Annotated in this window: 22 protein-coding genes; 10 read left to right on the top strand and 12 right to left on the bottom strand. The window is 71.3% G+C overall.

All coding sequences use genetic code 11. From position 1 onward, the window contains the following. Positions 1-132 precede the first annotated feature (132 nt). Positions 133-906 carry a SigE family RNA polymerase sigma factor gene (locus tag ACIP89_RS11590; RefSeq protein ID WP_402114434.1) on the top strand — a complete coding sequence of 258 codons (774 nt, stop codon included), beginning with the start codon at positions 133-135 and terminating at the stop codon, positions 904-906. 195 nt (positions 907-1,101) lie between these two features. On the opposite strand, the gene ACIP89_RS11595 is transcribed toward ACIP89_RS11590, so the two are convergent. Continuing rightward, positions 1,102-1,812, bottom strand: a complete 711-nt coding sequence (locus tag ACIP89_RS11595) for a uridine kinase (RefSeq protein ID WP_401929769.1) — start codon at positions 1,810-1,812, stop codon at positions 1,102-1,104. A gap of 75 nt (positions 1,813-1,887) precedes the next feature. On the opposite strand from ACIP89_RS11595, the gene ACIP89_RS11600 reads away from it, so the two are divergent. Next, positions 1,888-2,313 (top strand): hypothetical protein, encoded by a 426-nt coding sequence (locus ACIP89_RS11600; RefSeq protein WP_402114437.1) that lies wholly within the window; start codon positions 1,888-1,890, stop codon positions 2,311-2,313. A gap of 54 nt (positions 2,314-2,367) precedes the next feature. Here ACIP89_RS11600 and ACIP89_RS11605 read toward each other — a convergent pair whose 3' ends face one another. Genes ACIP89_RS11605 through deoC form a run of 3 tightly spaced genes read right to left on the bottom strand, consistent with a single transcriptional unit; the run spans position 2,368 to position 5,671 of the window. Then, positions 2,368-3,261: an aldehyde dehydrogenase family protein gene (locus tag ACIP89_RS11605; RefSeq protein ID WP_401929765.1), complete on the bottom strand. Its 894-nt coding sequence runs from the start codon at positions 3,259-3,261 to the stop codon at positions 2,368-2,370. Beyond that, positions 3,254-4,717 carry an aldehyde dehydrogenase family protein gene (locus ACIP89_RS11610; protein WP_401929763.1) on the bottom strand — a complete coding sequence of 488 codons (1,464 nt, stop codon included), beginning with the start codon at positions 4,715-4,717 and terminating at the stop codon, positions 3,254-3,256. The genes ACIP89_RS11605 and ACIP89_RS11610 overlap by 8 nt, the downstream gene beginning before the upstream one ends. Positions 4,718-4,723: 6 nt before the next feature. Beyond that, positions 4,724-5,671, bottom strand: coding sequence for a deoxyribose-phosphate aldolase (gene deoC / locus ACIP89_RS11615; RefSeq protein ID WP_401931877.1), 948 nt, complete (start codon positions 5,669-5,671; stop codon positions 4,724-4,726). Between the two features lie 147 nt (positions 5,672-5,818). Between deoC and ACIP89_RS11620 the strand changes: the two genes are divergently transcribed. The 3 genes from ACIP89_RS11620 to ACIP89_RS11630 all read left to right on the top strand — a co-directional run bounded on the left by ACIP89_RS11620 (position 5,819) and on the right by ACIP89_RS11630 (position 7,923). Next, the gene (locus tag ACIP89_RS11620; RefSeq protein ID WP_402114440.1) at positions 5,819-6,457 is read left to right on the top strand and encodes a PH domain-containing protein; all 639 of its coding nucleotides are present in this window, start codon (positions 5,819-5,821) and stop codon (positions 6,455-6,457) included. 452 nt (positions 6,458-6,909) lie between these two features. Then, positions 6,910-7,362, top strand: coding sequence for an excisionase family DNA-binding protein (locus ACIP89_RS11625; protein WP_402114443.1), 453 nt, complete (start codon positions 6,910-6,912; stop codon positions 7,360-7,362). 3 nt (positions 7,363-7,365) lie between these two features. Further along, entirely contained in the window at positions 7,366-7,923 is a 558-nt protein-coding gene (locus ACIP89_RS11630; RefSeq protein WP_402114446.1) for a PIN domain-containing protein, read from the top strand. 14 nt (positions 7,924-7,937) lie between these two features. On the opposite strand, the gene ACIP89_RS11635 is transcribed toward ACIP89_RS11630, so the two are convergent. After that, positions 7,938-8,921: a LuxR family transcriptional regulator gene (locus ACIP89_RS11635; protein WP_401929759.1), complete on the bottom strand. Its 984-nt coding sequence runs from the start codon at positions 8,919-8,921 to the stop codon at positions 7,938-7,940. A gap of 189 nt (positions 8,922-9,110) precedes the next feature. On the opposite strand from ACIP89_RS11635, the gene ACIP89_RS11640 reads away from it, so the two are divergent. Beyond that, positions 9,111-10,523 (top strand): aminopeptidase P family protein, encoded by a 1,413-nt coding sequence (locus ACIP89_RS11640; protein ID WP_402114449.1) that lies wholly within the window; start codon positions 9,111-9,113, stop codon positions 10,521-10,523. Between the two features lie 51 nt (positions 10,524-10,574). Continuing rightward, positions 10,575-11,756 (top strand): UDP-N-acetylglucosamine--N-acetylmuramyl-(pentapeptide) pyrophosphoryl-undecaprenol N-acetylglucosamine transferase, encoded by a 1,182-nt coding sequence (locus ACIP89_RS11645; RefSeq protein WP_401929755.1) that lies wholly within the window; start codon positions 10,575-10,577, stop codon positions 11,754-11,756. Positions 11,757-11,769: 13 nt separating this feature from the next. Here ACIP89_RS11645 and ACIP89_RS11650 read toward each other — a convergent pair whose 3' ends face one another. From ACIP89_RS11650 to rfbB, 4 genes are read right to left on the bottom strand one after another with little or no spacing between them, the layout of a single operon-like run. Further along, positions 11,770-12,195, bottom strand: a complete 426-nt coding sequence (locus ACIP89_RS11650; protein ID WP_402114452.1) for a low molecular weight phosphotyrosine protein phosphatase — start codon at positions 12,193-12,195, stop codon at positions 11,770-11,772. Beyond that, the gene (locus ACIP89_RS11655; RefSeq protein WP_402114454.1) at positions 12,192-13,328 is read right to left on the bottom strand and encodes a DegT/DnrJ/EryC1/StrS family aminotransferase; all 1,137 of its coding nucleotides are present in this window, start codon (positions 13,326-13,328) and stop codon (positions 12,192-12,194) included. The genes ACIP89_RS11650 and ACIP89_RS11655 overlap by 4 nt, the downstream gene beginning before the upstream one ends. Further along, positions 13,325-14,329 carry an ATP-grasp domain-containing protein gene (locus tag ACIP89_RS11660; protein ID WP_401931804.1) on the bottom strand — a complete coding sequence of 335 codons (1,005 nt, stop codon included), beginning with the start codon at positions 14,327-14,329 and terminating at the stop codon, positions 13,325-13,327. Before ACIP89_RS11660 ends, ACIP89_RS11655 begins: the two co-directional genes overlap by 4 nt. After that, complete coding sequence (rfbB, locus tag ACIP89_RS11665; RefSeq protein WP_402114457.1) at positions 14,319-15,344, bottom strand: dTDP-glucose 4,6-dehydratase; 1,026 nt, start codon at positions 15,342-15,344, stop codon at positions 14,319-14,321. Before rfbB ends, ACIP89_RS11660 begins: the two co-directional genes overlap by 11 nt. Before the next feature lie 211 nt (positions 15,345-15,555). Here rfbB and ACIP89_RS11670 point away from each other — a divergent pair, with 211 nt between their 5' ends. After that, a complete protein-coding gene (locus ACIP89_RS11670; protein ID WP_402114459.1) occupies positions 15,556-16,851 on the top strand; it encodes a multiprotein-bridging factor 1 family protein in 1,296 nt (431 codons plus the stop codon). A gap of 219 nt (positions 16,852-17,070) precedes the next feature. On the opposite strand, the gene ACIP89_RS11675 is transcribed toward ACIP89_RS11670, so the two are convergent. The 3 genes from ACIP89_RS11675 to ACIP89_RS11685 form a co-directional block, all read right to left on the bottom strand. Then, positions 17,071-18,714, bottom strand: coding sequence for a phospho-sugar mutase (locus ACIP89_RS11675; RefSeq protein WP_402114462.1), 1,644 nt, complete (start codon positions 18,712-18,714; stop codon positions 17,071-17,073). Between the two features lie 127 nt (positions 18,715-18,841). Continuing rightward, complete coding sequence (locus tag ACIP89_RS11680) at positions 18,842-19,666, bottom strand: purine-nucleoside phosphorylase (protein ID WP_073732485.1); 825 nt, start codon at positions 19,664-19,666, stop codon at positions 18,842-18,844. A gap of 103 nt (positions 19,667-19,769) precedes the next feature. Beyond that, positions 19,770-20,207, bottom strand: coding sequence for a gamma-glutamylcyclotransferase (locus ACIP89_RS11685; protein WP_024490113.1), 438 nt, complete (start codon positions 20,205-20,207; stop codon positions 19,770-19,772). Positions 20,208-20,445: 238 nt separating this feature from the next. Between ACIP89_RS11685 and ACIP89_RS11690 the strand changes: the two genes are divergently transcribed. Both ACIP89_RS11690 and ACIP89_RS11695 read left to right on the top strand, forming a co-directional pair. Further along, entirely contained in the window at positions 20,446-21,885 is a 1,440-nt protein-coding gene (locus tag ACIP89_RS11690; RefSeq protein WP_402114465.1) for an NAD(P)H-quinone dehydrogenase, read from the top strand. 197 nt (positions 21,886-22,082) lie between these two features. After that, on the top strand, positions 22,083-23,039 hold the full coding sequence (locus tag ACIP89_RS11695) for a DeoR/GlpR family DNA-binding transcription regulator (protein ID WP_402114468.1): 957 nt from the start codon (positions 22,083-22,085) through the stop codon (positions 23,037-23,039). The last annotated feature ends 21 nt before the right edge of the window (positions 23,040-23,060 follow it).

Here is a 23,060-nt window from a genome sequence, read left to right on the forward strand (position 1 = left end):
GGGCACCCCCGGATCGGGTCCGCTCCGGCCGCTGTGACAGGCCTGTGACAGTCGGGGGACAGTGCCATGAAACTGCCCCGGCAAGCTCGTTGACACAAGGAACGGACGGACTCCACCGACGGGGGGCGCGAGATGAACGCAACTCACAGCATCACCGCAAGCGCAGTTGTCACGCGTCTCCACGACGTCGGGCGGACCACCGAGAAGTCCGGCGCCGCATTGAACGGGCGGGGGTGCGTTCGCGGCGCTGGGCGCCAGCACTCGTCGTACATGACGGTGGTGGACGCACCCGCCTCAACGGGCGGGAGCAACGGGGGAAACAACGGGGGAAGCACGTACGGGGAGGCCACGGGAGAGCGGCAGGCCCCGGCGCGGGACGCGGACGCCGAAGCGGTGTTCACGGCCTACGTCAAGGAACGCCGCGCCTCCCTGTACGCCACCGCCTACCACCTGACCGGCGACCGGTTCGAGGCCGAGGACCTGCTCCAGAGCGCGCTCTTCTCCACGTACCGGGCGTGGGACCGGATCAGTGACAAGGCGGCGGTCGGCGGCTATCTGCGCCGCACGATGACCAATCTGCACATCAGCGCCTGGCGCAGGCGCAAGCTGAACGAATACCCGACCGAGGAGCTGCCGGAGACGGCGGGCGACACGGACGCGATGCGTGGTACGGAGCTGCGCGCCGTGCTCTGGCAGGCGCTGGCGCGGCTGCCGGAGCTCCAGCGCACGATGCTGGTCCTGCGCTACTACGAGGGCCGTACGGACCCGGAGATCGCGTCCATCCTCGACATCAGTGTCGGCACGGTGAAGTCCAGCATCTGGCGGTCGCTCCGCCGGCTGCGCGAGGACGAGGTCCTCAGCTTCGGCCGTGACGAGCAGGAGTCCTTCGGCGAGCTGGTGGCCTGAGGCGACGGGGGAAACGGGGATACGGGGGACACGGGGAAACGGGGGAAACGGGGTCGCCGCTTCGGGGGAGGCGGCGGCGCACGGGGGAAGTCGTGGGGTCGGACGGGCCGGGGGGTCCTGTCCGGCCCCGCGGCGCGTTCCGGGGGCGCTGCCGCTCCGGACCGTTTCGGGGCGCTCTCCCCGGACCCCCGCTCCTCAATCGCCGGAGGGGCTCGAAACGGCGGGCGTCCGGCAGCGGCCCGCCGCCGCTGCGGCCAGGCGGCCCAGGGCTTCGGGCTTGTTGCAGGGGTACGCGCCCAGTTCGGCCTGGCGTGCCACGATGCGCCGCTCGGAGCGCATCAGCCGCCAGCCCCGCCGCAGCAGGAAGGGCACGGACTTGCGGCCCTCGCGCAGGTCCCGCAGCAGTCGCCGGCGGAACGTCGTCGACGGACGGCCGCGCAGGCACAGGGCGTCCGCGAGCACTCCGAGCGACCGGCACCGCTCCACGATGTCGGCGGCGAAGATTCCCTCGGCCACGAAGAGCGGGGTGCGCTCGATGTGGAGCACCTCGTGCCCGGTCCGGGAGCTGGTGGCGATGTCGTACAGCGGCACGTCGGTGCGACCGGTGCGGCACAGCGCGGTGATCGCGGCGACCGCCGCGTCGGCGTCCCAGGACTGCGCGGAGTCCCAGTCGATGTCCGCACTGCCGGGGACGAGCGGCAGCGTGGGGTCGTCGGCCTCCTTGTAGAAGTCGTCCAGCCGAAGCACCGGAAGACCGCTGAGGGCGGCGAGGGAGGACTTGCCGGAGCCGGAGGGGCCCGCCAGGAGGACGACGCGGGTCGAAAGCGCATGGGAACTCACAGGACATGAGTGTGAGGCATTGACCCGCACAGGGGACCCCCCGGAGGTCTTGTTGGTATCGAGCATCACACCTCAACTACGCTGTGCGCCCAGACGATTACTCGATCGATGGTTCGATCGGCCCGATCAGGTGGGAAATCCATGGCACGTCACGCACTTTCCAAGTCCCCGCGCCGCGCTCTGCTGCGGGCGGGGCTGACCGTCACCGCGGTGGGAGCCGCTCTCGGCGCGGGGGGCGCGGCGGCCCAGGCGGCGCCGCTGCCCGCCGCACCGGTGACCGGCAGCGACAGCGGCAGCAGCGGCCTGGGTGCGGCCACGCACGCCGCCGGCGGAGCGCTGACCGGGGCGCTCGGCCCCGCGCTCGACAACAGCATCGCCCCCGTCACGCATCTGCGGCTCGACCCGCTCGCGGGCACCGGCACGGACCCGCTGGACAACGCGGTGGGCACGCAGGTCGCCGACTTCAAGCCGCTCTCCACGGCCCTGGTCACCGACCCGCTGACCAGCGGCGGCGCGCTGAAGGACCTGCCCGTGGTGGGGCAGATCACGGGGCTGCTGCACAGCTGACCCTGAGGCGGCCCGCGCTCCGGGGAGACCGGGGACGGGCCGCACTCGTGCGTGTCAGTACGAGGAGCCCGACACGCCCAGCGCCCCCGTCGGGTGCCAGACCGTCTTGATCTCCAGGAACGCGGTGAGCCGGTGCGTGCCGGGGTCGGCCGACCAGTCGGCACCCGGCGCGGGCGGGCGCAGGACGCGCTTCAGGTTGTCGGCCGCCGCGATCTCCAGCTCCTTGGCCAGCTCCGCGTCGGCACCCGTGAGGTCGATGCCGTTCACGTCCTGGTGGGAGGCGAGCGGCGCGGCGATCTCCGCCGTCTTCCCGGACAGGATGTTGACGACTCCGCCCGGCAGATCGGAGGTGGCCAGCACCTCGCCCAGCGACAGGGCGGGCAGCGGGGCGTCCGCGGAGGCGATGACGACCGCGGTGTTGCCCGCGGCGATCACCGGGGCCACCACCGAGACCAGGCCCAGGAACGACGACTCCTGCGGGGCCAGGACCGTCACCACACCGGTCGGCTCGGGCGTGGAGAGGTTGAAGAAGGGGCCCGCGACCGGGTTCGCCCCGCCCATGACCTGGGCGATCTTGTCCGTCCAGCCCGCGTACCAGACCCAGCGGTCCACCGCCGCGTCCACCACGGCGGCGGCCTTGGACTTGGAGAGCCCCTCGGCCTCCGCCACCTCCCGGACGAACTGCTCCCGGCGGCCCTCCAGCATCTCCGCGACGCGGTAGAGGACCTGGCCGCGGTTGTACGCGGTCGCGCCCGACCAGCCGCCGAACGCCTTGCGCGCGGCGACGACCGCGTCGCGGGCGTCCTTGCGGGACGACTGCGGCGCGTTGGCCAGCCACCTGCCCTTGGAGTCCGTCACCTCGTACACCCGGCCGCTCTCGGAGCGGGGGAACTTGCCCCCGACGTACAGCTTGTAGGTCTTGAAGACACTCAGTCGTCCGTCAGACATCGAGGTAGGCCTCCAGACCGTGACGGCCGCCCTCGCGGCCGAAGCCCGACTCCTTGTAGCCGCCGAACGGCGAGGTCGGGTCGAACTTGTTGAACGTGTTGGCCCAGACGACGCCCGCCCGGAGCTTGTTCGCCACCGCGAGGATGCGGGAGCCCTTCTCCGTCCAGATGCCGGCCGAGAGGCCGTACTGGCTGTTGTTGGCCTTGGCGACCGCCTCGTCCGGTGTACGGAACGACAGCACGGACAGCACCGGGCCGAAGATCTCGTCCCGTGCGACGGTGTGCGCCTGGGTGACGTCGGTGAACAGCGTCGGCGCGAACCAGTAGCCGGAGGAGGGGAGTTCGCAGGGCGCGGACCAGCGCTTCGCGCCCTCGGCCTCGCCGGTCTCGACGAGCGCGGTGATCCGGGCCAGCTGCTCCGCGGAGTTGATCGCGCCGATGTCGGTGTTCTTGTCCAGCGGGTCGCCCAGCCGCAGCGTGGCCAGCCGGCGCTTGAGGGCGTCCAGCACCTCGTCCTGGACCGACTCCTGGACGAGGAGCCGCGAGCCCGCGCAGCAGACCTGGCCCTGGTTGAAGAAGATGCCGGTGACGATGCCCTCGACGGCCTGGTCGATCGGGGCGTCGTCGAAGACGATGTTGGCGCCCTTGCCGCCCAGCTCCAGGGTGGCCCTCTTGCCGGTACCCGCGAGGCTGCGGGCGATGGCCTTGCCGACGGCGGTCGAGCCGGTGAAGGCGACCTTGTTCACGTCCCCGTGCTCGACGAGCGCCTGGCCCGCGTCCCCGTAGCCGGTGAGGATGTTGACGACGCCCTTGGGCAGCCCGGCCTGGCGGCAGATGTCCGCGAAGAACAGCGCGGAGAGCGGGGTCGTCTCCGCGGGCTTCAGCACCACCGTGTTGCCGGTGGCGAGCGCCGGGGCGATCTTCCACGCGAGCATCAGGAGCGGGAAGTTCCACGGGATGATCTGCCCGGCGACGCCGAGCGGGCGCGGGTTCGCCCCGGCGTGCCCGTCTGCCGTCCTCCGGCCGAACCCCGCGTGGTCCAGCTTGTCGGCCCAGCCCGCGTAGTAGAAGAAGTGCGCGGCGACCAGCGGGAGGTCCGCGTCGCGGGTCTCCTTGATCGGCTTGCCGTTGTCCAGGGTCTCCAGGACGGCCAGCTCGCGGCTGCGCTCCTGGATGATCCGGGCGATCCGGAACAGGTACTTGGCGCGCTCGGAGCCGGGCAGCGCCGACCACTTCTCGAACGCCCTGCGGGCCGCCTTGACGGCCCGGTCCACGTCCTCTGCGCCGGCCCGCGCGACCTCGGAGAGGACCTCCTCGGACGACGGGCTGACGGTCTTGAAGACCTGGCCGTCGGCGGCGTCGGTGAACTCGCCGTCGATGAACAGGCCGTACGAGGGGGCGATGTCGACGACGGAACGGGACTCCGGCGCCGGTGCGTACTCGAATGCGGATGCCATGGGGTATCAGTCCACCGTCACGTAATCGGGGCCGGAGTAGCGGCCGGTGCTGAGCTTCTGGCGCTGCATCAGCAGGTCGTTCAGCAGGCTGGAGGCGCCGAAGCGGAACCAGTGGTTGTCCAGCCAGTCCTCGCCCGCCGTCTCGTTCACCAGGACCAGGAACTTGACCGCGTCCTTGGAGGTGCGGATGCCGCCGGCCGGCTTCACGCCGATCTGGACGCCGGTCTGCGCCCGGAAGTCGCGCACCGCCTCCAGCATCAGCAGGGTGTTCGCGGGGGTGGCGTTGACCCCGACCTTGCCGGTCGACGTCTTGATGAAGTCCGCGCCGGCCAGCATCCCGAGCCAGGAGGCCCGCCGGATGTTGTCGTACGTGGACAGCTCGCCGGTCTCGAAGATCACCTTCAGCCGGGCCGAGCCGCACTCGGCCTTCACGGCGAGGATCTCCTCGTACACCTTCAGGTACCGGCCGGAGAGGAAGGCGCCCCGGTCGATCACCATGTCGATCTCGTCGGCCCCGGCGGCCACGGCGTCACGGACGTCTGCGAGCTTCACGCCGAGCGCGGCCCGGCCTGCCGGGAAGGCCGTCGCGACGGACGCCACCTTCACGCCGGAACCGGCCAGGGCGGCGACGGCGGTCGCCGCCATGTCCGGGTACACACAGACGGCGGCGGTGCGGGGGGCGGTGCGGTCGGTGGGGTCGGGGTGGACGGCCTTGGCGGCGAGCGCCCGGACCTTGCCCGGGGTGTCCGCGCCTTCCAGCGTCGTCAGGTCGATCATCGAAATGGCGAGGTCGATGGCGTACGCCTTGGCCGTCGTCTTGACCGAACGGGTTCCGAGTGAGGCGGCGCGCGCTTCGAGGCCGACGGCGTCGACGCCGGGCAGCCCGTGCAGGAAGCGGCGCAGCGCACTGTCGGACGCCGTCGCGTCGGCGAATGCTGGAGCAGTGGTGGGCATGGTCACCAGATGAGCATATCTACGCGCGTAGCGGCCTGTACAGGGGCCCATGCCGTTCGGGTATCGCCCGGCCCCGCGGGCCCGGGGCGCCCGGCGGTCGGGAAGCCGCCCCCGCACCGCTCGCGCCTGTCAGGCAGAATCGGGCTCATGACGAGCCCCAAGCCTCCCGCAGAGCCCACCTACGCCGACCGGACCTTCCGGTCGCCCGCCGGGCTGGTCGGGGGCGCCCTGCTGCTCCTGCTCATCCTCTGGCTCGGAGTGGACGCCGCGGTCCGGGGCGAGGCCCGGGTGCCGTGGCTGGCGCTGGCCGGGCTGCTCACCGTGGTCCCCCTGGTGGTCGCCTTCACCCTGCGCCCCGTGGTGTTCGCCAACGACCGGCGCATCCGGATCCGCAACCCGTTCCGCACGATCACGCTGCCGTGGACCGACGTCGCGAACGTGCGGGCCGGCTACTCCAGCGAACTGTTCACCCGGGAAGGCGCCAAGTACCAGCTCTGGGCGGTCCCCGTCTCGCTGCGGCAGCGCAAGAAGGCCGCCCGCCGCCAGACCCGCCAGGCGACGGACGACCCGTACGGCCGGACCTCGGTGACCGCCGACGTCCAGGCCACCAGGTCGCTGACCGCGGGCGCCGACCAGACCGTGGTGGACCTGCGGGAGCTGGCCGAACGGGCGGGCGACAAGCCCGTCGCCGGCGACGTCACCGCATCGGTGCGCTGGGCGTACGAGGTCCTCGCCCCGGCAGCCGTGGGCGCGATCCTGCTGGTGATCCTGGGCGCGACGGGCTGAGCCCCCGCACGCACGGTCAGGGCGCGGGCCGGGCGGGCACGATCAGGTGGTGGGCCAGTCGAGCACGGTCGGCTCGGGCCACACCTGCCGCCAGCGGGCTGACTTCGCCTCGTACGCCTCTCACGGGGCGAGCACCGGATTCGGGCGCACGACGAGGTTGACGTCGTAGTCCCTGATCCGGTGCGAGGGAGTGCGGCCCTTCGCGACGTTCCACACGGTCGGGAAGAGGCGGTCCGCAGTCGTCGTTGCGGGAGGGCGCCGCCTTGAGCGCGGCGAGCTGTTCGTTCAGGGGGGAGTCGGCCGGTCATCGCACATGCGTATACGGGCGGCGGTCGCAGAGCAGGGGTCGAGGGATGCCGAGCCCGCTCAGCGCCGCACCTGCTTCAGATGTTGCGAAGGATTCGAATATTGCGGATACTGGCACTCAGGTGTGACGTGAGGAGCTGAGGGGCATGTCCATAAAGGTTTCCAGTGCTCAGGAGCCCCGCCGCGAAAGCGTTGAATCGGCGAGCAGGGCAGTCGACGCCGTGCGTGATGCACTGTCCCGGCACTCCGGCGTGAGCGATGACATTCCGGTGCTCATCGAGGCCGACACGGTGGAGATCCCGCGCGAGGCGTTCGAGATGTTCGCCGCGATCCTCGGGCACATGGCGGCTGGGCGGGCAGTGTCGATCGTGCCCGATCATGCCGAACTGACCACGCAGCAGGCGGCGGACATGCTCAATGTGTCGCGCCCCTTCCTGATCGGTCTCCTGGAAGCGGGAGAGATCGAGTTTCGCAAGGTCGGGACGCATCGGAGAGTCAAGGCCCACTCCCTCATGGCGTATCAGCGCGCCGACGACCGTCGGCGCAGGCAGGCTGCCGACGAACTGACGGTGCTCAACCAGGACATGGGACTGATCTGACCGATGCCGTTCACGGTTGTGTACGACGCGTGTGTCCTGTATCCCAGCACCTTGCGTGATCTTCTGATTCGGATAGGCGCAGCAGGACTCGTGCAGGCCAAGTGGAGTGAGCGGATCCTTGACGAGGTCTTCGACAACCTCGCCAAGAACCGCCCGGACCTGCGGACGGAGAAGTTGGTCCGGACACGCGACCTCATGAAGCGTGCCGTTCGGGACTGCCTGGTGGTGGATTTCGGGAGACTGGAGCCGGTGTGCGAGGTCCCGGATCCCGACGATCGGCATGTTCTCGCGGCAGCTGTCAGGGCCGGTGCTCAGTTGATCGTCACGCGGAACCTCAAGGACTTTCCGGCGGAGGCGCTGGAACCCTGGGGCATTGACGCGATTCATCCGGACGATTTCGTGCGCGCCCAGTTGGACCTCGACCGTGGCCGGGTTTTCGCCTGTATCCAGCAGATCGCGGACAGCTGGCGCAATCCCCCCGGAGCACCTGGCGATGTCCTGGACCGACTGGAACGCGACGGGTTGGTGAAGTCGGCCGCCGAGTTGCGATCAGGCATCTAGAGCGGCCCGGCCCCTCACAGCCACCCGCTGCGCTGCGCCTGCAGGGCCAGCTGGAAGCGGTTCGCGGCGCCGAGGCGGGCCATCAGGATCTGGAGGCGGCGGAACAGGGTGCGGCGGCTGATGCCCAGTTCGCGGCTGATGGACTCGTCGCTCGCGCCGCCCGCCAGGAGCCACAGCAGGCGGCGGTCGGCGGGGGGCAGGCCGCCGGGGCGGGTGGTGCGACCGTGGAAGGGCAGGGCGTTCTGCCAGGACTGCTCGAACAGCGCGATGAGCGCAGAGAGCAGTCCGCACGGCTGCACCACCAGCATGGTGTTGTGCACGTCGGCCTCCTTGATCGACAGCGACACCAGCGCGTACGCGTCGTCGATGACCACCAGCTTGACCGGCACGGACGGCAGCACCCGGGCCTGCTCACCGGCGTTGACGCACGGTTCGATGACGTCCCTCAGATGGCCCGGGTGCTCCAGCGACTCCCGCGAGTACACGACGCGCTGCGTCACCCCGCGGGCCAGGGTGGCCAGCGCGTCGTCCGTGGCGCCCGGCAGCGGGAAGTACGGCGGTGACTCGAACTGCCGGATCTGCTCGCGGGCGCTCGCCCAGGCCCGGCGGATCCTGGGGCCGACGGCGTCGCCGGTGACGACCTCGACGAGATGGTCGTTGTACGCCGCCAGCCGCTGCCGCCGGAACGAGTCGAACGCGCCCCCGACCGCGATCCGCGACGCCTCGACCTCGCTCGCCCGGTGCCGGGCCAGGATCTCCAGGCCCGCGGCCGGCGGCACCGGGGCCACCACGTCCTCGCCGTCCCCCGCGGCACTGGCCAGACCGGCGTCGACCAGCGCCCCGTACGCCGCGTCGAGCTCCGGCCCCGCCAGACCGGCCGCCGCGCCGACGGCGGGCAGCGGCGCGGGGGCCAGATCGAGCAGCGCCAGATAGACGTCGGCCGCCGGCCGGCCGAGCCCCAGGAGCCGCAGGGCGGCACGGAGTCTCTCGTTCGTCATGCCCCCATTGTCCAACGGTCCCCATCCCGGTATGGCCGATCTGTGCCACTGGCACTCCTTGGCCCCGCGCGCCCACCGTGCGGGATACCGTCCGGGTGCCGCCGACCGGTGGCAGCGAGGGCACCCGGGCCGCAACCGGCGGGGTACGCCCCTCGCCACCGAGGAACCCACCAGAAGAAGGAGTACGACGTGGCGAAAGGCCGGAAGAACCGTCTCTACGCAGGTATCTCCGAGGAACTGTCCGCGCTGATGCGGACCGGCTGGGCCGACACCGAGCGGCACGGCCTCCAGCCCGACGAGCAGGCCCCGTACGCGGCCGCCCGCCGCGCCGCGCTCTCCGCGCGCTTCCCGGGCGAACGCCTCGTGATCCCGTCGGGCAACCTCAAGGTCCGGTCGAACGACGACGGCTACGCGTTCCGGCCCTACACCGCCTACGTGCACATGACCGGCGACCGGGCCCGGGACGGCGCCCTCGTCCTCGAACCCCGGGCGGACGGCGGCCACGACGCCTACTGCTTCCAGCTGCCCCGCGACAGCCGGGACAACGACGAGTTCTGGACCGGGCCCACGGCGGAGCTGTGGATGGGCCGCCGCCGCTCGCTCGCGGAGTCGGAGCAGGTCCTCGGCCTGCCCTGCCGCGATGTCCGCACGGCCGCCGACACGCTCGCCGCCGGCTCCGGCGCGCCGACCCGGATCGTCCGCGGTGTCGACCCGTCCCTGGAGGACGCCGTCACCACCGACGAGGAGCGCGACGACGAACTGGAGGAGGCGCTCAGCGACCTCCGCCTCGTCAAGGACGCCTGGGAGATCACCGAGCTCCGCAAGGCCGTCGACTCCACCGTGCGCGGATTCACCGACGTGATCGGTGAGCTCTCCCGCGCGGTCGCCTCGTCCGAGCGCTGGATCGAGGGCACCTTCTTCCGCCGCGCCCGGCTGGAGGGCAACGCCGTCGGCTACGGCTCGATCTGCGCGGCGGGCGAGCACGCCACGATCATGCACTGGACGGACAACGACGGCCCGGTACGCCCCGGCGACCTCCTCCTGCTCGACGCCGGCGTGGAGACCCACACCCTCTACACCGCCGACGTCACCCGCACCCTCCCGATCAACGGCACCTTCACGCCGCTCCAGCGCAAGGTCTACGACGCGGTGTACGAGGCCCAGGAGGCGGGCATGGCCGCCGTGAAGCCGGGCGCCGCCTACCGCGACTTCCACGAGGCGTCCCAGCGCCTCCTCGCGGAGCGGCTGGTCGAGTGGGGCTTCATCGAGGGACCGGCCGAGCGCGCGTACGAACTCGGCCTGCAACGCCGCTTCACCATGGCGGGCACCGGCCACATGCTCGGCCTGGACGTCCACGACTGCGCCCATGCCCGCAACGAGGCCTACGTGGACGCCGCGCTGGAACCCGGCATGGTGCTCACCGTCGAGCCCGGCCTGTACTTCCAGCCGGACGACCTCACCGTGCCCGAGGAGTGGCGCGGCATCGGCGTCCGGATCGAGGACGACCTGGTCGTCACGGAGGACGGCCACGAGAACCTGTCCGCGGGCCTGCCCCGGTCCGCCGACGACGTCGAGGCGTGGATGGCGCGGTTCGCGGGCTGACGTGACGCACCGGTACCGGGGGTGGCGGTGTTTGCCAGTAACGTGCGCCCGATGAACAGTACTTCTCCGTCTTGTCCTCCTCGCGCCTTCCGACTGATCGTCACGGGCGGTGGCACGGGAGGTCATACGTATCCCGCCCTGACCGCGATCCGTGCGTTGCGGGAGCGCCTGGCCGGTGAGGGCCGGTCGCTCGACGTGCTGTGGATCGGGACGCCCGACGGCCTGGAGGCACGCGTCGCACCGGCGGAGGGCATCGCCTTCACTACGGTCGCCACCGGCAAGATCCGGCGCTCCAGCAATCCGCTGAAGATGCTGAGCCCGGCCAACGCGAAGGACATGGCACGCGTACCGCTCGGCGTGGCCCAGGCCCGGAAGATCATCGCGGAGTTCCGGCCCCACGTGGTGCTCGCGACGGGCGGGTACGTGGCCGTTCCCGCTGGGCTGGGTGCCCGACTGTGCCGACGCCCGCTGGTCCTCCATGAGCAGACGGTGCGCCTCGGTCTGGCGAACCGGAAGTTGGCGGGCTCGGCGGCGAGGATCGCGGTGTCTTCGGAATCCACGGTGGCGTTGCTGCCGGAGTCGGTCCGGAGCGCTGCGGTTGTGACGGGTAACCCGGTGCGTCCCGAGGTGTTGTCGGGGCATCCGGACAAGGCGGTAGAGGCCCTGGGGCTGGCGGCCTTCGACCGGCGGCTGCCAACCGTCTACGTCACGGGCGGGGCTCAGGGGGCGCAGCAGATCAACGCCGTCGTTCGGGACGCTCTCCCATGGCTGCTGGAGCGGGCCAACGTGGTCCACCAGTGCGGGCCGGCGAACGTGGAGGAGCTGCGGCGCCACGCGGGTGGTCTGCCGTCGGAGTTGGCGAGCAGGTACTACCTCGCCGGGTTTGTGGGTCCGGAGCTCCCGGACGTGCTGGCGCTGGCCGATGTCGTGATCTCACGGAGCGGTGCCGGGACGCTGGCCGAGCTTACCGCGCTGGGTAAGCCGGCGGTGTTCGTCCCGCTTGCGACGTCGGCCGGGAACGAGCAGGCGCACAACGCGCGGCACTTGGCGGAGGCCGGTGCCGCCGTCGCGCTGCTGGGCGAGGTGACGGAGGCGAGTCTGCGGGACGCGGTTGGCCCGCTTCTCACGGACCCTGGGCGACGGGATGCAATGGCGGAGCGGGCGCGGGCGCACGGCAGGCCGGACGCGGCGGACCGGCTCGTGGACGTGATCCTCTCCGCCGTGTCCGGCTGACCGGTGCGGGGCGTTACGGGTGGCGGCCGATGTGCAGGGCGGTGCCGGTCTCGATCAGCACGGCGCATCTGTTGAACGCGTCCTGGTCCTGGCCCATCGGGTCGGGGACGTCCCGGTCGCCCAGGTAGAGGCCGAGCTTCGGCGCGTTGTCCTCGGTGCAGATCGTGCGCAGTGTTTCGAGGACTGCGGTGTCCATCGTCAGTACGGTGTCGGCCCAGTCCAGCATCTCCAGCGTGATCCGCTGGGCACGGTGGGCGCTGAGGTCGTAGCCCAGCCGGCCGGCCGCTTTGATCATGGCGGAGTTGGCGGGCCGGTCCCGCCATTTGCCGATCAGCCCGGCCGAACGGACCTGTACGTCTTCACTGCCGTGGTGGTCGAGGACGAGCGCCGCGAACGGGGAGCGGCAGTAGTTCCCCAGGCACACCGTCAGGATGTTCACCGCACGGCCCTCGCTGTCTTGATGGCCTGTCCCAGGTCGGCCACCACCCGGTTGATCTGGTCTTCGGTGAGGTGCTGGTGGAAGGGCAGGCTCAGGATTTCCTGGCCGACTTGTTCGGTAATGGGAAGTGCCCGCCGCCACGGCGCGAACGCTGGCTGGAGGTGGTTGGGCGGGTAGTGGACGCCGACGCCGATCTCTCGGGATCGCACCTCCTGGAACACCTGGTCGCGCCGGCCGACACGAACCTGACACAGGTGCGGCACGGCCGTCCGCGGGCCGACGTCGACCAGGGTTACGCCCTCCAGCGTGCGCAGAGCGTCACGGTAGGTGCCCCACAGGCGGCGCCGGGTCTCCACGGTCGTATCGAAGTGACCGAGTTGGGCCAGGCCGATTGCCGCGTTGATGCCCGACAGCTGATAGCGCAGCCCGAAGGAGTCCACACGGCAGGTGGTGCTCGCGCGTTCGGTCTGGGACTGGGTGACGCCGAGGAGCCGGAGACGGCGGATCGTGTCGGCTTCCTCCGGGGTGCGCGGGATGACCATGCCGCCCTGGCCGCAGGTGAGGTTCTTGATCGGCCCGAACGAGAAGCAGGTCAAGGCCCCGGTGGCGCCGACGCGGCGGGTGCCGTTGAGGGACCCGAAGGCGTGGGCGGCGTCCTCGATGACGGCGATCCCGCGTTCCTCCAGCGCGCTGTGGATGGGGCTGAGGTCTACGGCTCGGCCACCGAACAGGACCGGGACGACGGCGGCCGTCGACTCGGTGACCGCGTCCAGGACGACCTGCTGGTCCACGCACAGGGTGGCGGGGTTGATCTCCACGAATCGTGGAGTGGCCCCGACGGCGCGGATGGCTTGGACGGTCGCACAGAACGTCATGGAGGGGACGATCACCTCGTCTCCGGGTCCGACCCGGGCGGCGAGCAGGGCGGTATGGAGGGCTGCGGTGCCGGAGGAGACGGCCACCGCGTCGGTAACGCCGAGGAACGCGGCGACCCTGTCCTCGAACTCCTCAGTGAGGGCGGTGTGTCCGTACTGGCCGGATTCCAGAACCTGCGCGACTGCCGCGGCCTCCTGTCCGTAGAGGTAGGGGCTGGCGTTGCGCTGGGTGCCGGAGGCAGCGGGGGCGGTGGTCACGGCAGGTCTCCCTTTGTCATGGCGAGCGTGGCGGCGTCGCCGACGGCCAGGGTCTCGACGTAGTTGGTGAGGTACTTCGCCGGGTGGTAGGTGAGTCGGTCGTGGTCGACGGGCTGCCCGAACAGGCCGTTGACCATCTGGCCCACGAGGTCGGCACCAGCGGCCTCGGCCAGCGCGAAGCCGCCGGCGATCCTGACATTCAGTTCTGTGATCGTGACGGTGCCTTGGGCTGTGATGAATCCCTGCACACAGGACAGGCCGGCGGCACGGACGGCGGTGAGCGTCTGCTCGACGCGGGCGCGCACCGTGGGGTCGTGGAACGTGGTGGAGACGGCGGAGAGACCGGCTTTCACCAGATCCCGGCGGCGCAGGATCACCGATGCCCGTCCGGTGCGGTCGACGAGGCAGTCGGCGGTGAACTCCTGCCCGTGGACTCGTTCCTGCACAAGAGCGTCCGGGACGAGTTCACATAGGACGCGGGCGTGCTCCCGCGTCTGGCAGAAGTGGACGCCTTGGGCGCCCTGGCCGCGTCGCGGTTTGACGACCAGCTCCGTGCCCTCGGCAACCTGGTCGATCTCTTGGGGGCGGTAGGTGCGGGGGGTCTCGATGCCGTGAGCGGTGAGCACGTCGTGAAACTCGGTCTTGTCGATACAGACCCTCACGGACTCGGCGTCCGGGAGCCACAGGCGCACGTCGATCGCGGCCAGTTCGGGCAGCATCGCGACGAGTGGAGGGACGTCGTTCTCGATGCCGGCCACGACCGCATCGACGGCGAGTTCGTGGCACAGCTCGGCGATGGCCGTGGGGTAGTCGGGGTCATCCGCGCGGGGGGTCACCCAGGGCAGAGTGTCGGGCAGGAGGAGCCCTGGCGCGAGAGGGTTCGCGTCGGTTGCGATGACCTTGTGTCCGAGGCGCTGGAGGCTGCGCGTCAGGCCGAAGCCGGGGTTGGCGCCGACGCCGGTAACGAGGATCCGGCGGATGGGGGCCTGGTCAATGGGCATGGTCACCCTCCGGCCTCTGGGCGATGTGGACGGCGGGCATCGGAGCGTGCGGGTTGCGCGCGAGCGGGGCCCACCGGTCCGGGTTGTGCCGGTACCAGTCCACGGTTTCGACGAGCCCGGTGCCGAGGTCGTGGGCGGGCTGGTAGCCGAGCTGGTCGGAGATCTTCGTCCAGTCCATGGCATAGCGCAGGTCGTTGCATCGCCGGTCCGGGACGTAGCTGACTGATTGCCAGTCAGTGCCGCAGATGCGCAGCAGTTCGCCGGTGAGGTCGCGGCTGGTGAGGTCGGTGCCGCCGCCGATGTTGTAGACCTCACCCGGGGCCCCGTCGCGCAGGACGAGTTCGATCGCGGCGCAGTTGTCCTCGACGTGGAGCCAGTTGCGAACGTGCTGGCCGCGGTCGTGAAGGGTGACAGGACGGCCCCGCAGGAGACGGGTCACGAATAGCGGGATGATCTTCTCGGGGTGCTGGTAGGGACCGTAGTTGTTCGAGGAGCGGGTTACGCACACGGGGACGCCGTAGGTGTGGTAGTAGCTCAGGGCGACAAGGTCGCTGGCCGCCTTCGAGGCGGCGTAGGGCACCGTGGGGTGCAGTGGGGCGTCCTCTGTCGCGGCGCCTTCGAGGAGCGGCCCGTACACCTCGTCCGTGGAGACGTGGACGAAGCGCTGGATGCCGTGGCGCATGGCGGCGTCGGCGAGGGTCTGGGTGCCGAGCACGTTCGTGGTCAGGAACGTGCCGGCGGTGAAGAACGACCGGTCGACGTGGGACTCTGCGGCGAAGTGGACGATCACGGTGTGGTTCTGCATCAGCCGGTCTACAAGGTCGGCGTCGACGATGTTGCCGTGAACGAACGTCAGCTTCGGGTTGAGGAAAGCCTCGCCGAGGTTTTGGACGTGTCCCGCGTAGGTGAGCGCGTCGAGGACGGTCACCTGGGCGACATCGTCGGCTTGCAGGATGCGCTTGACGAAGTGTGAGCCGATGAAGCCGGCTCCGCCAGTGACGAGCACTTTGTCCATGGGGGTGCCTCCGGTGCAAGTGCGAGCAGCGAGGCGGCTGGGTATGCCGTCCGTCTGCCAGGCCACCATCCCGGCCCTGATGACACGTGAGGGATGGCCCGGGGCTCATCCGCACACAGCGTGCGGGGCACGCACACCGTGTGCCTCCGCGCGCCCTGTCGCCGGGCGGGCAACGGCGCTACGTTCGGTAGCCCCCGCCCAGGAGGTGCCTATGGGCATGGCAACCGGTCCCGACATCGGCGCCATCATCCGCGGCGCCCGAGCCACTGCCCGGATCACGCAGACGCAGTTGGGTGCGGCGTGCGGGTACTCGGCGTCGGCGATCTCGCGGATCGAGGCGAACAAACTGAGGCCGGAGCACTCCGCGCTGCTACGCATGTGCGAGGTGTTGGGCATCCAGCCCGAGCGGATGCGCGGTTCCGCTGTTCCGGTTGGGGCAGCGGTCGCTACGGTGACGGTTGTGGGCCCGGCTGACGAGGAGAATGCGGTGCGTCGCAGAAAGCTACTGACTGGGGCGTTCGCCGCCGGGGCGACGGCCATCGTGGGCTCGGGCGCCGCGGCTGCCGCGACCTCGTCCGGGGACCCGGCCGCCGGGCTGGAGGATGCCCTGTTCCGGCTGCCGGCTGCTGACCCGGTGGCGTTGCCGCTCCTGACCGCGCAGACGATCAAAGCGCGCACGGCGTTTCGGGCCGCCCACTACACCGATCTCGGCCGCGCGCTGCCGGGTCTGCTGGCCACGGCTGCGGCGACCCGGGACGCGGCCACCGGCCACGCACGGCAGCAGGCCTCCGCAGTCCTGGCCAGGGCCTACGTGCTGACCGCCGAGCTGGCATCGAAGCAGCACTCCGACGCGGCATGGGTGGCAGCCGATCGGGCGCTCTCGGCGGCCCGGGAGAGCGGCTCGCCGGTACCGGTCGGTGAGGCCTCTCGCGTCCTGGCGATCACGATGCGACGCTCCGGCCGATGGTCGTCCGCCGTCCAGTTCCTCACGCGTGAGGCCGCGGAGCTGGACGCCGCTGAGCAGCGTTCTGCCGCGGTGCGGACGACGCTGCTCCTCACCGGCGCCTACTCCGCCGCAACGGGCGGCAACCGGTCGACTTCGCTGGCCTTGCTCGATGAGGCCGAGGAGGACGTCCGGCGACTCCCTGACATTCCCGGCCTGTTCACCGTCGAGGCCACCCGGGCACAGGTCGACATCTACCGGATCGGTGCACTCAACGCATTGGGCACACCGGACGAGGGCGTGAACGTGGCTGCCGGGCTGAACATCGGCCACATCCTGACGGCAGAGCGCAGGGCCCGTGCCTGGACCGACATCGCCCGGATGCACCACGCGATGGGCGACGCGCCACAGACGTTCACCGCGTTGCGCCACGTCGAGCAGGAAGCGCCGCAAGAGGTGCGTCGTCCCGCGCTGCGAGCACTGACGTCGGATCTGCTGTACGGGCCGGCCCGCGTACAGGGGCTGCGGGAGTTCGCTGCCCGCACCGGTGCGCTGGCGTCCTGAGCCGGCGTAGGCCCGGTGGCTCCTCCGCCCCTGAGGGGGCCGCGGCTACCGCCTTCCGTGGTGCGCTCCACCCATTCGATGCCGTGCCCGGCGCCGGGCACGGTCCAGGGCTATCGGGGTCGAGGAGCCGGCCCCGATAGCCCTGGTTCCTGGCACGCGTCAGCCGGCGTCCGTGCCGCAGCCGACATCCAGGACCGACACACGGGAGGGTGGGGGCAGTCAGATCCCCGCCGCGGCCGCCAGGTCCCGCTTGATGCCGTCGAGCAGTTCCGTGCCGCGTGCGCGGGCCGCGGGCAGTCCGCCGGCCGAGGGGACCGGCACCACGACCTCCAGGTAGCACTTGAGCTTGGGCTCGGTGCCGCTCGGGCGGACGATGACCCGGGCGCCCTCCAGCCGGTAGCGGAGGCCGTCGGTGGGCGGCAGCAGTTCGGTGCCGTGCGCGAGGTCCTCGGCCGAGGTGACGGCGAGTCCGGCGAGGGCGGCCGGGGGCTGCTCGCGCAGGCGGCGCATGGCGTCCGCGATGAGGGACAGGTCCTCGACCCGCACCGACAGCTGGTCCGTGGCGTGCAGCCCGTGCTCGACCGCGAGTTCGTCCAGCAGGTCGGACAGGGTGCGGCCCTGCTCCTTGAGTACGGAGGCGAGTTCCGCGACGAGCAGCGCGGCGGTGATGCCGTCCTTGTCGCGGACCCCGTCCGGGTCGACGCAGTAGCCGAGCGCCTCCTCGTAGCCGTAGCGCAGGCCGTCCACCCGGGCGATCCACTTGAAGCCGGTCAGCGTCTCCTCGTAGCCGAGGCCCGCCTTCTGCGCGATCCGGCCGAGGAGGGACGACGACACGATCGACTCCGCGAAGACGCCGGTGACCCCGCGGCGGACCAGATGGGCGGCGAGCAGCGCGCCGACCTCGTCGCCACGCAGCATCCGCCAGCCGCCGTCCGCCGCCGGGTCCGGGACGGCGACGGCGCAGCGGTCGGCGTCCGGGTCGTTGGCGATGACGAGGTCGGGGTCCGAGCGCCGCGCGGTGGCGAAGGCGAGGTCCATCGCGCCGGGCTCCTCCGGGTTGGGGAAGGCGACGGTGGGGAACGCGGGGTCCGGCTCGGCCTGTTCGGGGACGAGGACCGGCGTGGGGAAGCCCGCCCGGTCGAAGGCCGCGGTGAGGACCGAGGTGCCGACGCCGTGCATGGCGGTGTAGACGACGCGGGCCGTGCGCGGCGAACCGTCGGCCAGTACGGCGTCGGTACGTGCCAGATAGGCGTCCAGCACCTCGTCACCGAGGGTCTGCCAGCCGTCGTCCGGGCGCGGCACGGTGTCCAGCGGGCCGACCGCGGCGATCGCGGCGGCGATCTCGCCGTCCGCCGGGGGGACGATCTGCGAGCCGTCGCCCAGGTAGACCTTGTAGCCGTTGTCGCGCGGCGGATTGTGGCTCGCGGTCACCTCGACGCCCGCGACGGCGCCCAGATGCCTTATGGCGTAGGCGAGTACGGGGGTGGGGAGCGGGCGGGGCAGCACCGCCGCCCGCAGCCCGGCCCCGGTCATCACGGCGGCGGTGTCGCGGGCGAAGTCGGTGGACTTGTAGCGGGCGTCGTACCCGATGACGACGAGGCCGCCCGCCTGCCCCTGGTCCTTCAGGTACGCGGCGAGCCCGGCGGCGGCGCGGATGACGACGGCGCGGTTCATCCGCATCGGACCCGCCCCCAGCTCACCGCGCAGGCCCGCGGTGCCGAACTGGAGGGTGCCGGCGAACCGTGCGCCGAGCTCGGCCAGGTCCTCCGCCTCGATGAGCTTGGCCAGCTCCTCGCGGGTGTCGGGGTCGGGGTCCTCGGCGAGCCAGGTCCTGGCCCGCGCGACGAGGTCCTGAGTCGTCACGGTCGTCCGCCTTCCTTGGTGGTCTTGGTGGAGGTCGCCGGGTGAGGGGGCGCCCGCGGCGGGCGGACCGGGCCTCTCCGGCGATCGGGAACGGGGCCCGGGGGCGGCGCCCCCGGGGACGGACCCGTCAGATGCGGTCCAGCAGGCGCGCCAGCAGCGAGCCCATCCGGGTCGCGGAGTCACGGCCCGCCTGGAGGACCTCCTCGTGGTTCAGCGGCTCCCCGCTCAGCCCGGCGGCCAGGTTCGTCACCAGCGAGATGCCCAGGACCTCGGCCCCGGCCTCCCGGGCCGCGATCGCCTCCAGCACGGTGGACATGCCGACCAGGTCGCCGCCCATCACGCGGACCATGTTGATCTCGGCGGGCGTCTCGTAGTGCGGGCCGGGGAACTGCACGTACACGCCCTCTTCGAGGGTCTCGTCGACCTCCTTGCACAGTGCCCGCAGCCGGGGCGAGTACAGGTCGGTCAGGTCGACGAAGTTGGCGCCGATGATCGGCGACGCCGCCGTGAGGTTGATGTGGTCGCTGATCAGGACCGGCTGCCCGGGGCGCATGCCCTCGCGCAGTCCGCCGCAGCCGTTCGTCAGCACGACGGTCTTGCAGCCCGCCGCGACCGCGGTACGCACCCCGTGCGCCACGGCGGCGACGCCGCGGCCCTCGTAGAAGTGCGTGCGGCCCAGGAAGACCAGGGCGCGCTTCTCACCGATCAGGTACGAGCGGATCGTGCCGCCGTGGCCCTCGACGGCGGGGGCCGGGAATCCCGGCAGGGCGGTCACCGGGAACTCGGCCTCCGGGGTGCCGAGCGCATCGCCCGCGGGTGCCCAGCCGGAGCCCATCACGAGTGCGACGTCGTGGGTCTCGGCACCGGTCAGCTCGCGCAGGCGGGCGGCGGCGTCGTCGGCGGCGGCGCGCGGGTCGCCCTGGATGTGGTCCGGAATAACTGATGCGTTCACGCGGATGAGCGTAACCGCTGATTCCCTACGCGCGTAGATGTTCCCGTACAGAGACTCGCGGCGTCCGTTCGTGCTTTCGCACAGAAGGGCCGGTCCGCAGGGGTCAGCAGGGGCGCTTGCGGAGTTCCATCACGTAGTCGTGCGGGGCGCCCGCCGAGTCCGCGGCGTCCGCGATCTCGCCGAGGTAGCGGGCGGAGGGCAGCCCGCCCTCGTAACCGTTCAGCACGTACATCCAGGCCGGCTCCTCGCCGTCCAGGGTGTGCACCCGGACCCGCATCCGCCGGTAGATGTCGAGGCCGACGCCCTCCCAGCGGTCCATGGAGTCCTCGTCCATCGGAGCCAGGTCGTACAGGGCGACGAAGACCTGCGAGCGCGGCGCCTCGACCACCGTGGCCAGCGCGCCCTCCCAGCCCATCTGCTCCCCGCCGAACGTCAGCCGCCAGCCGTTCAGCCAGCCGGTTCCGCGCAGCGGCGAGTGCGGTGCGCGGCGCGTCATCAGCCGCGCGTCGAGGTTGCCGGCGTATGCGGCGTAGAGCGACATGGGGTCGAGGGTACGGGAGGTGGCCCCGGTGAGGTCGATTCCGGTGAGGAAGACGCCCGCTCGGGGGGTCCGCCGCCCCGGCACCGGGGCCCCGGTGCACGTATGGAGGGCCCCGGGGCGAAGCAGCTTGGCGCGTGCGGGACAATGAAGTACGTACTGCATTCCCCCGGGGCGACCCCCCGGACCCCGGCCGGGACAGCAGACGGCCGCGGGACGAGAAACGCGAGGCGGACTTTTCGTGACCCGGATCGTGATCATCGGCGGCGGACCCGGCGGGTACGAGGCGGCATTGGTGGGCGCCCAGCTCGGCGCGGAGGTGACCGTTGTCGACTGCGACGGCCTCGGCGGCGCGTCCGTGCTCACCGACTGCGTGCCCTCGAAGACCCTGATCGCGACGGCAGAGGTGATGACCACCTTCGACTCCTCGTACGAGGAGCTCGGCATCATCGTCGCGGACGACACCCCGCACATAGAACAGGCCGCGCGCGTGGTCGGCGTCGACCTCGGCAAGGTCAACCGACGGGTGAAGCGCCTCGCGCTCGCCCAGTCCCACGACATCACCGCCTCCGTCACCCGCGCGGGCGCCCGGGTGATGCGCGGACGCGGCCGGCTGGAGGGACTCCAGGCCGCCGACGGCTCCCGCAGCGTCGTCGTGACCGCGGCCGACGGCACCGAGGAGACACTCACCGCCGACGCCGTGCTGATCGCGACCGGCGGGCACCCCCGGGAGATCCCGGACGCGCTTCCCGACGGCGAGCGCATCCTGAACTGGACCCAGGTCTACGACCTCGACGAGCTCCCCGAGGAACTCATCGTCGTCGGCTCCGGTGTCACGGGCGCAGAGTTCGCCGGTGCCTACCAGGCCCTCGGCTCCCGCGTCACGCTCGTCTCGTCCCGGGACCGGGTGCTGCCGGGCGAGGACCCGGACGCGGCCGCCGTCCTGGAGGACGTGTTCCGGCGCCGGGGCATGAACGTGATGGCCCGCTCCCGCGCGCAGTCCGCCAAGCGCGTCGGCGACCGGGTCGAGGTCACCCTGGCCGACGGCCGGGTCATCTCCGGCTCGCACTGCCTGATGGCGGTCGGCGCGATCCCGAACAGCGCGGGCATGGGGCTGGAGGAGGCCGGGGTCCGGCTCAAGGAATCGGGCCACATCTGGACCGACAAGGTCTCCCGCACCAGCGCACCGGGTGTCTACGCGGCCGGTGACGTCACCGGGATCTTCGCGCTCGCCTCGGTCGCCGCGATGCAGGGCCGGATCGCCATGTACCACTTCCTCGGGGACGCGGTCACCCCGCTGAACCTGAAGACGGTCTCCTCGAACGTCTTCACCGACCCGGAGATCGCCACGGTCGGCTACAGCCAGTCCGACGTCGACTCGGGCAAGATCGACGCCCGGGTCGTCAAACTGCCGCTGCTGCGCAATCCGCGCGCCAAGATGCAGGGCATCCGGGACGGCTTCGTCAAGATATTCTGCCGCCCCGGCACCGGCATCGTGGTCGGCGGCTGTGTCGTCGCACCCCGGGCGAGTGAACTGATCCACCCCATCTCGATCGCTGTCGACAACAATCTGACGGTGGAACAGATCGCAAACGCCTTCACTGTGTATCCGTCCCTGTCGGGATCGATCGCGGAAGTGGCCCGCCAGTTGCACACCCGTAAGCAGGCGGGCGAGGGATAGCTCCCCTGCGGAACCCCCGGCGGGCCCGGCATTCCCCGGCAACTCCCGTCAACTCGGGCGGTCCCGCGACCACCTGCGATCAGTAGGGAACAACAACAGGGCCGCCTATACCACTTGGCGGCCCTTTGTATGTACATCTTCTGCAATTCAGCGCAAACTGCTGAGAACTCTCCGGTGCTCGCGTTACTGTCAGTTTCGTGTTCGCTGCAGAACGTCGTCAATTGATCCTCGAAATGGTGCGCGCCAACGGGGCGGTATCGCTCCGTGAGCTCGCCCGCGTCGTCCAGACCTCCGAAGTGACCGTACGGCGGGACGTGCGGGCACTGGAGGCAGAAGGACTCCTCGACCGCCGGCACGGCGGTGCGGTCCTGCCCGGCGGTTTCACGCGGGAGTCCGGTTTTCCGCAGAAATCCCACCTCGCCACCGCCGAGAAGACCGCCATCGCCGACCTGGCCGCCGGTCTCGTCGAAGAGGGCGAGGCCATCGTGGTCGGCGCCGGTACGACCACGCAGGAGCTGGCCCGCCGGCTCGCGCGGGTCCCCGGTCTGACCGTGGTCACCAACTCGCTGCTGGTCGCCCAGGCGCTCGCCCACGCCAACCGGGTGGAGGTGGTGATGACCGGCGGCACCCTGCGCGGTTCCAACTACGCCCTGGTGGGCAGCGGGGCCGAGCAGTCGCTCCAGGGGCTGCGGGTCTCGCGGGCGTTCCTCTCCGGGAGCGGCCTCACCGCCGAGCGCGGGCTCTCCACGTCCAACATGCTCTCCGCGAGCGTGGACCGGGCACTGGTGCAGGCGGCCGGGGAGGTGGTGGTCCTGGCCGACCACACCAAGCTCGGCGCCGACACCATGTTCCAGACGGTGCCGACCGACCTCATCACCCGGCTCGTGACGGACGAACCGGCCGCGCACGACGACCGCGCGGCGGCGGAGCTTCAGGCCCTGGCCGACCAGGGCGTGCAGATCGCGGTGGCGGGCCCGGGGGGTGCCCCGGCCCCGGCGTCGGCCGAACCGGGGGCGTCCGGGCGGGGCAACCGCCGGGACATGCCGCTCCCGGGACAGCGGCGCACGCACGCGCAGCCGGTGCGGGGGGCGGCGGCGCTGACGGACCAGGGCCCGGTGGACCGGGCGAGAGTGGCGGACCTGCGGCGGCGGTAGCCGTGCGGGGCGCTGCCCCGG

Source organism: Streptomyces sp. NPDC088730 (genome assembly GCF_044751215.1).
Classification (GTDB): Bacteria; Actinomycetota; Actinomycetes; order Streptomycetales; family Streptomycetaceae; genus Streptomyces.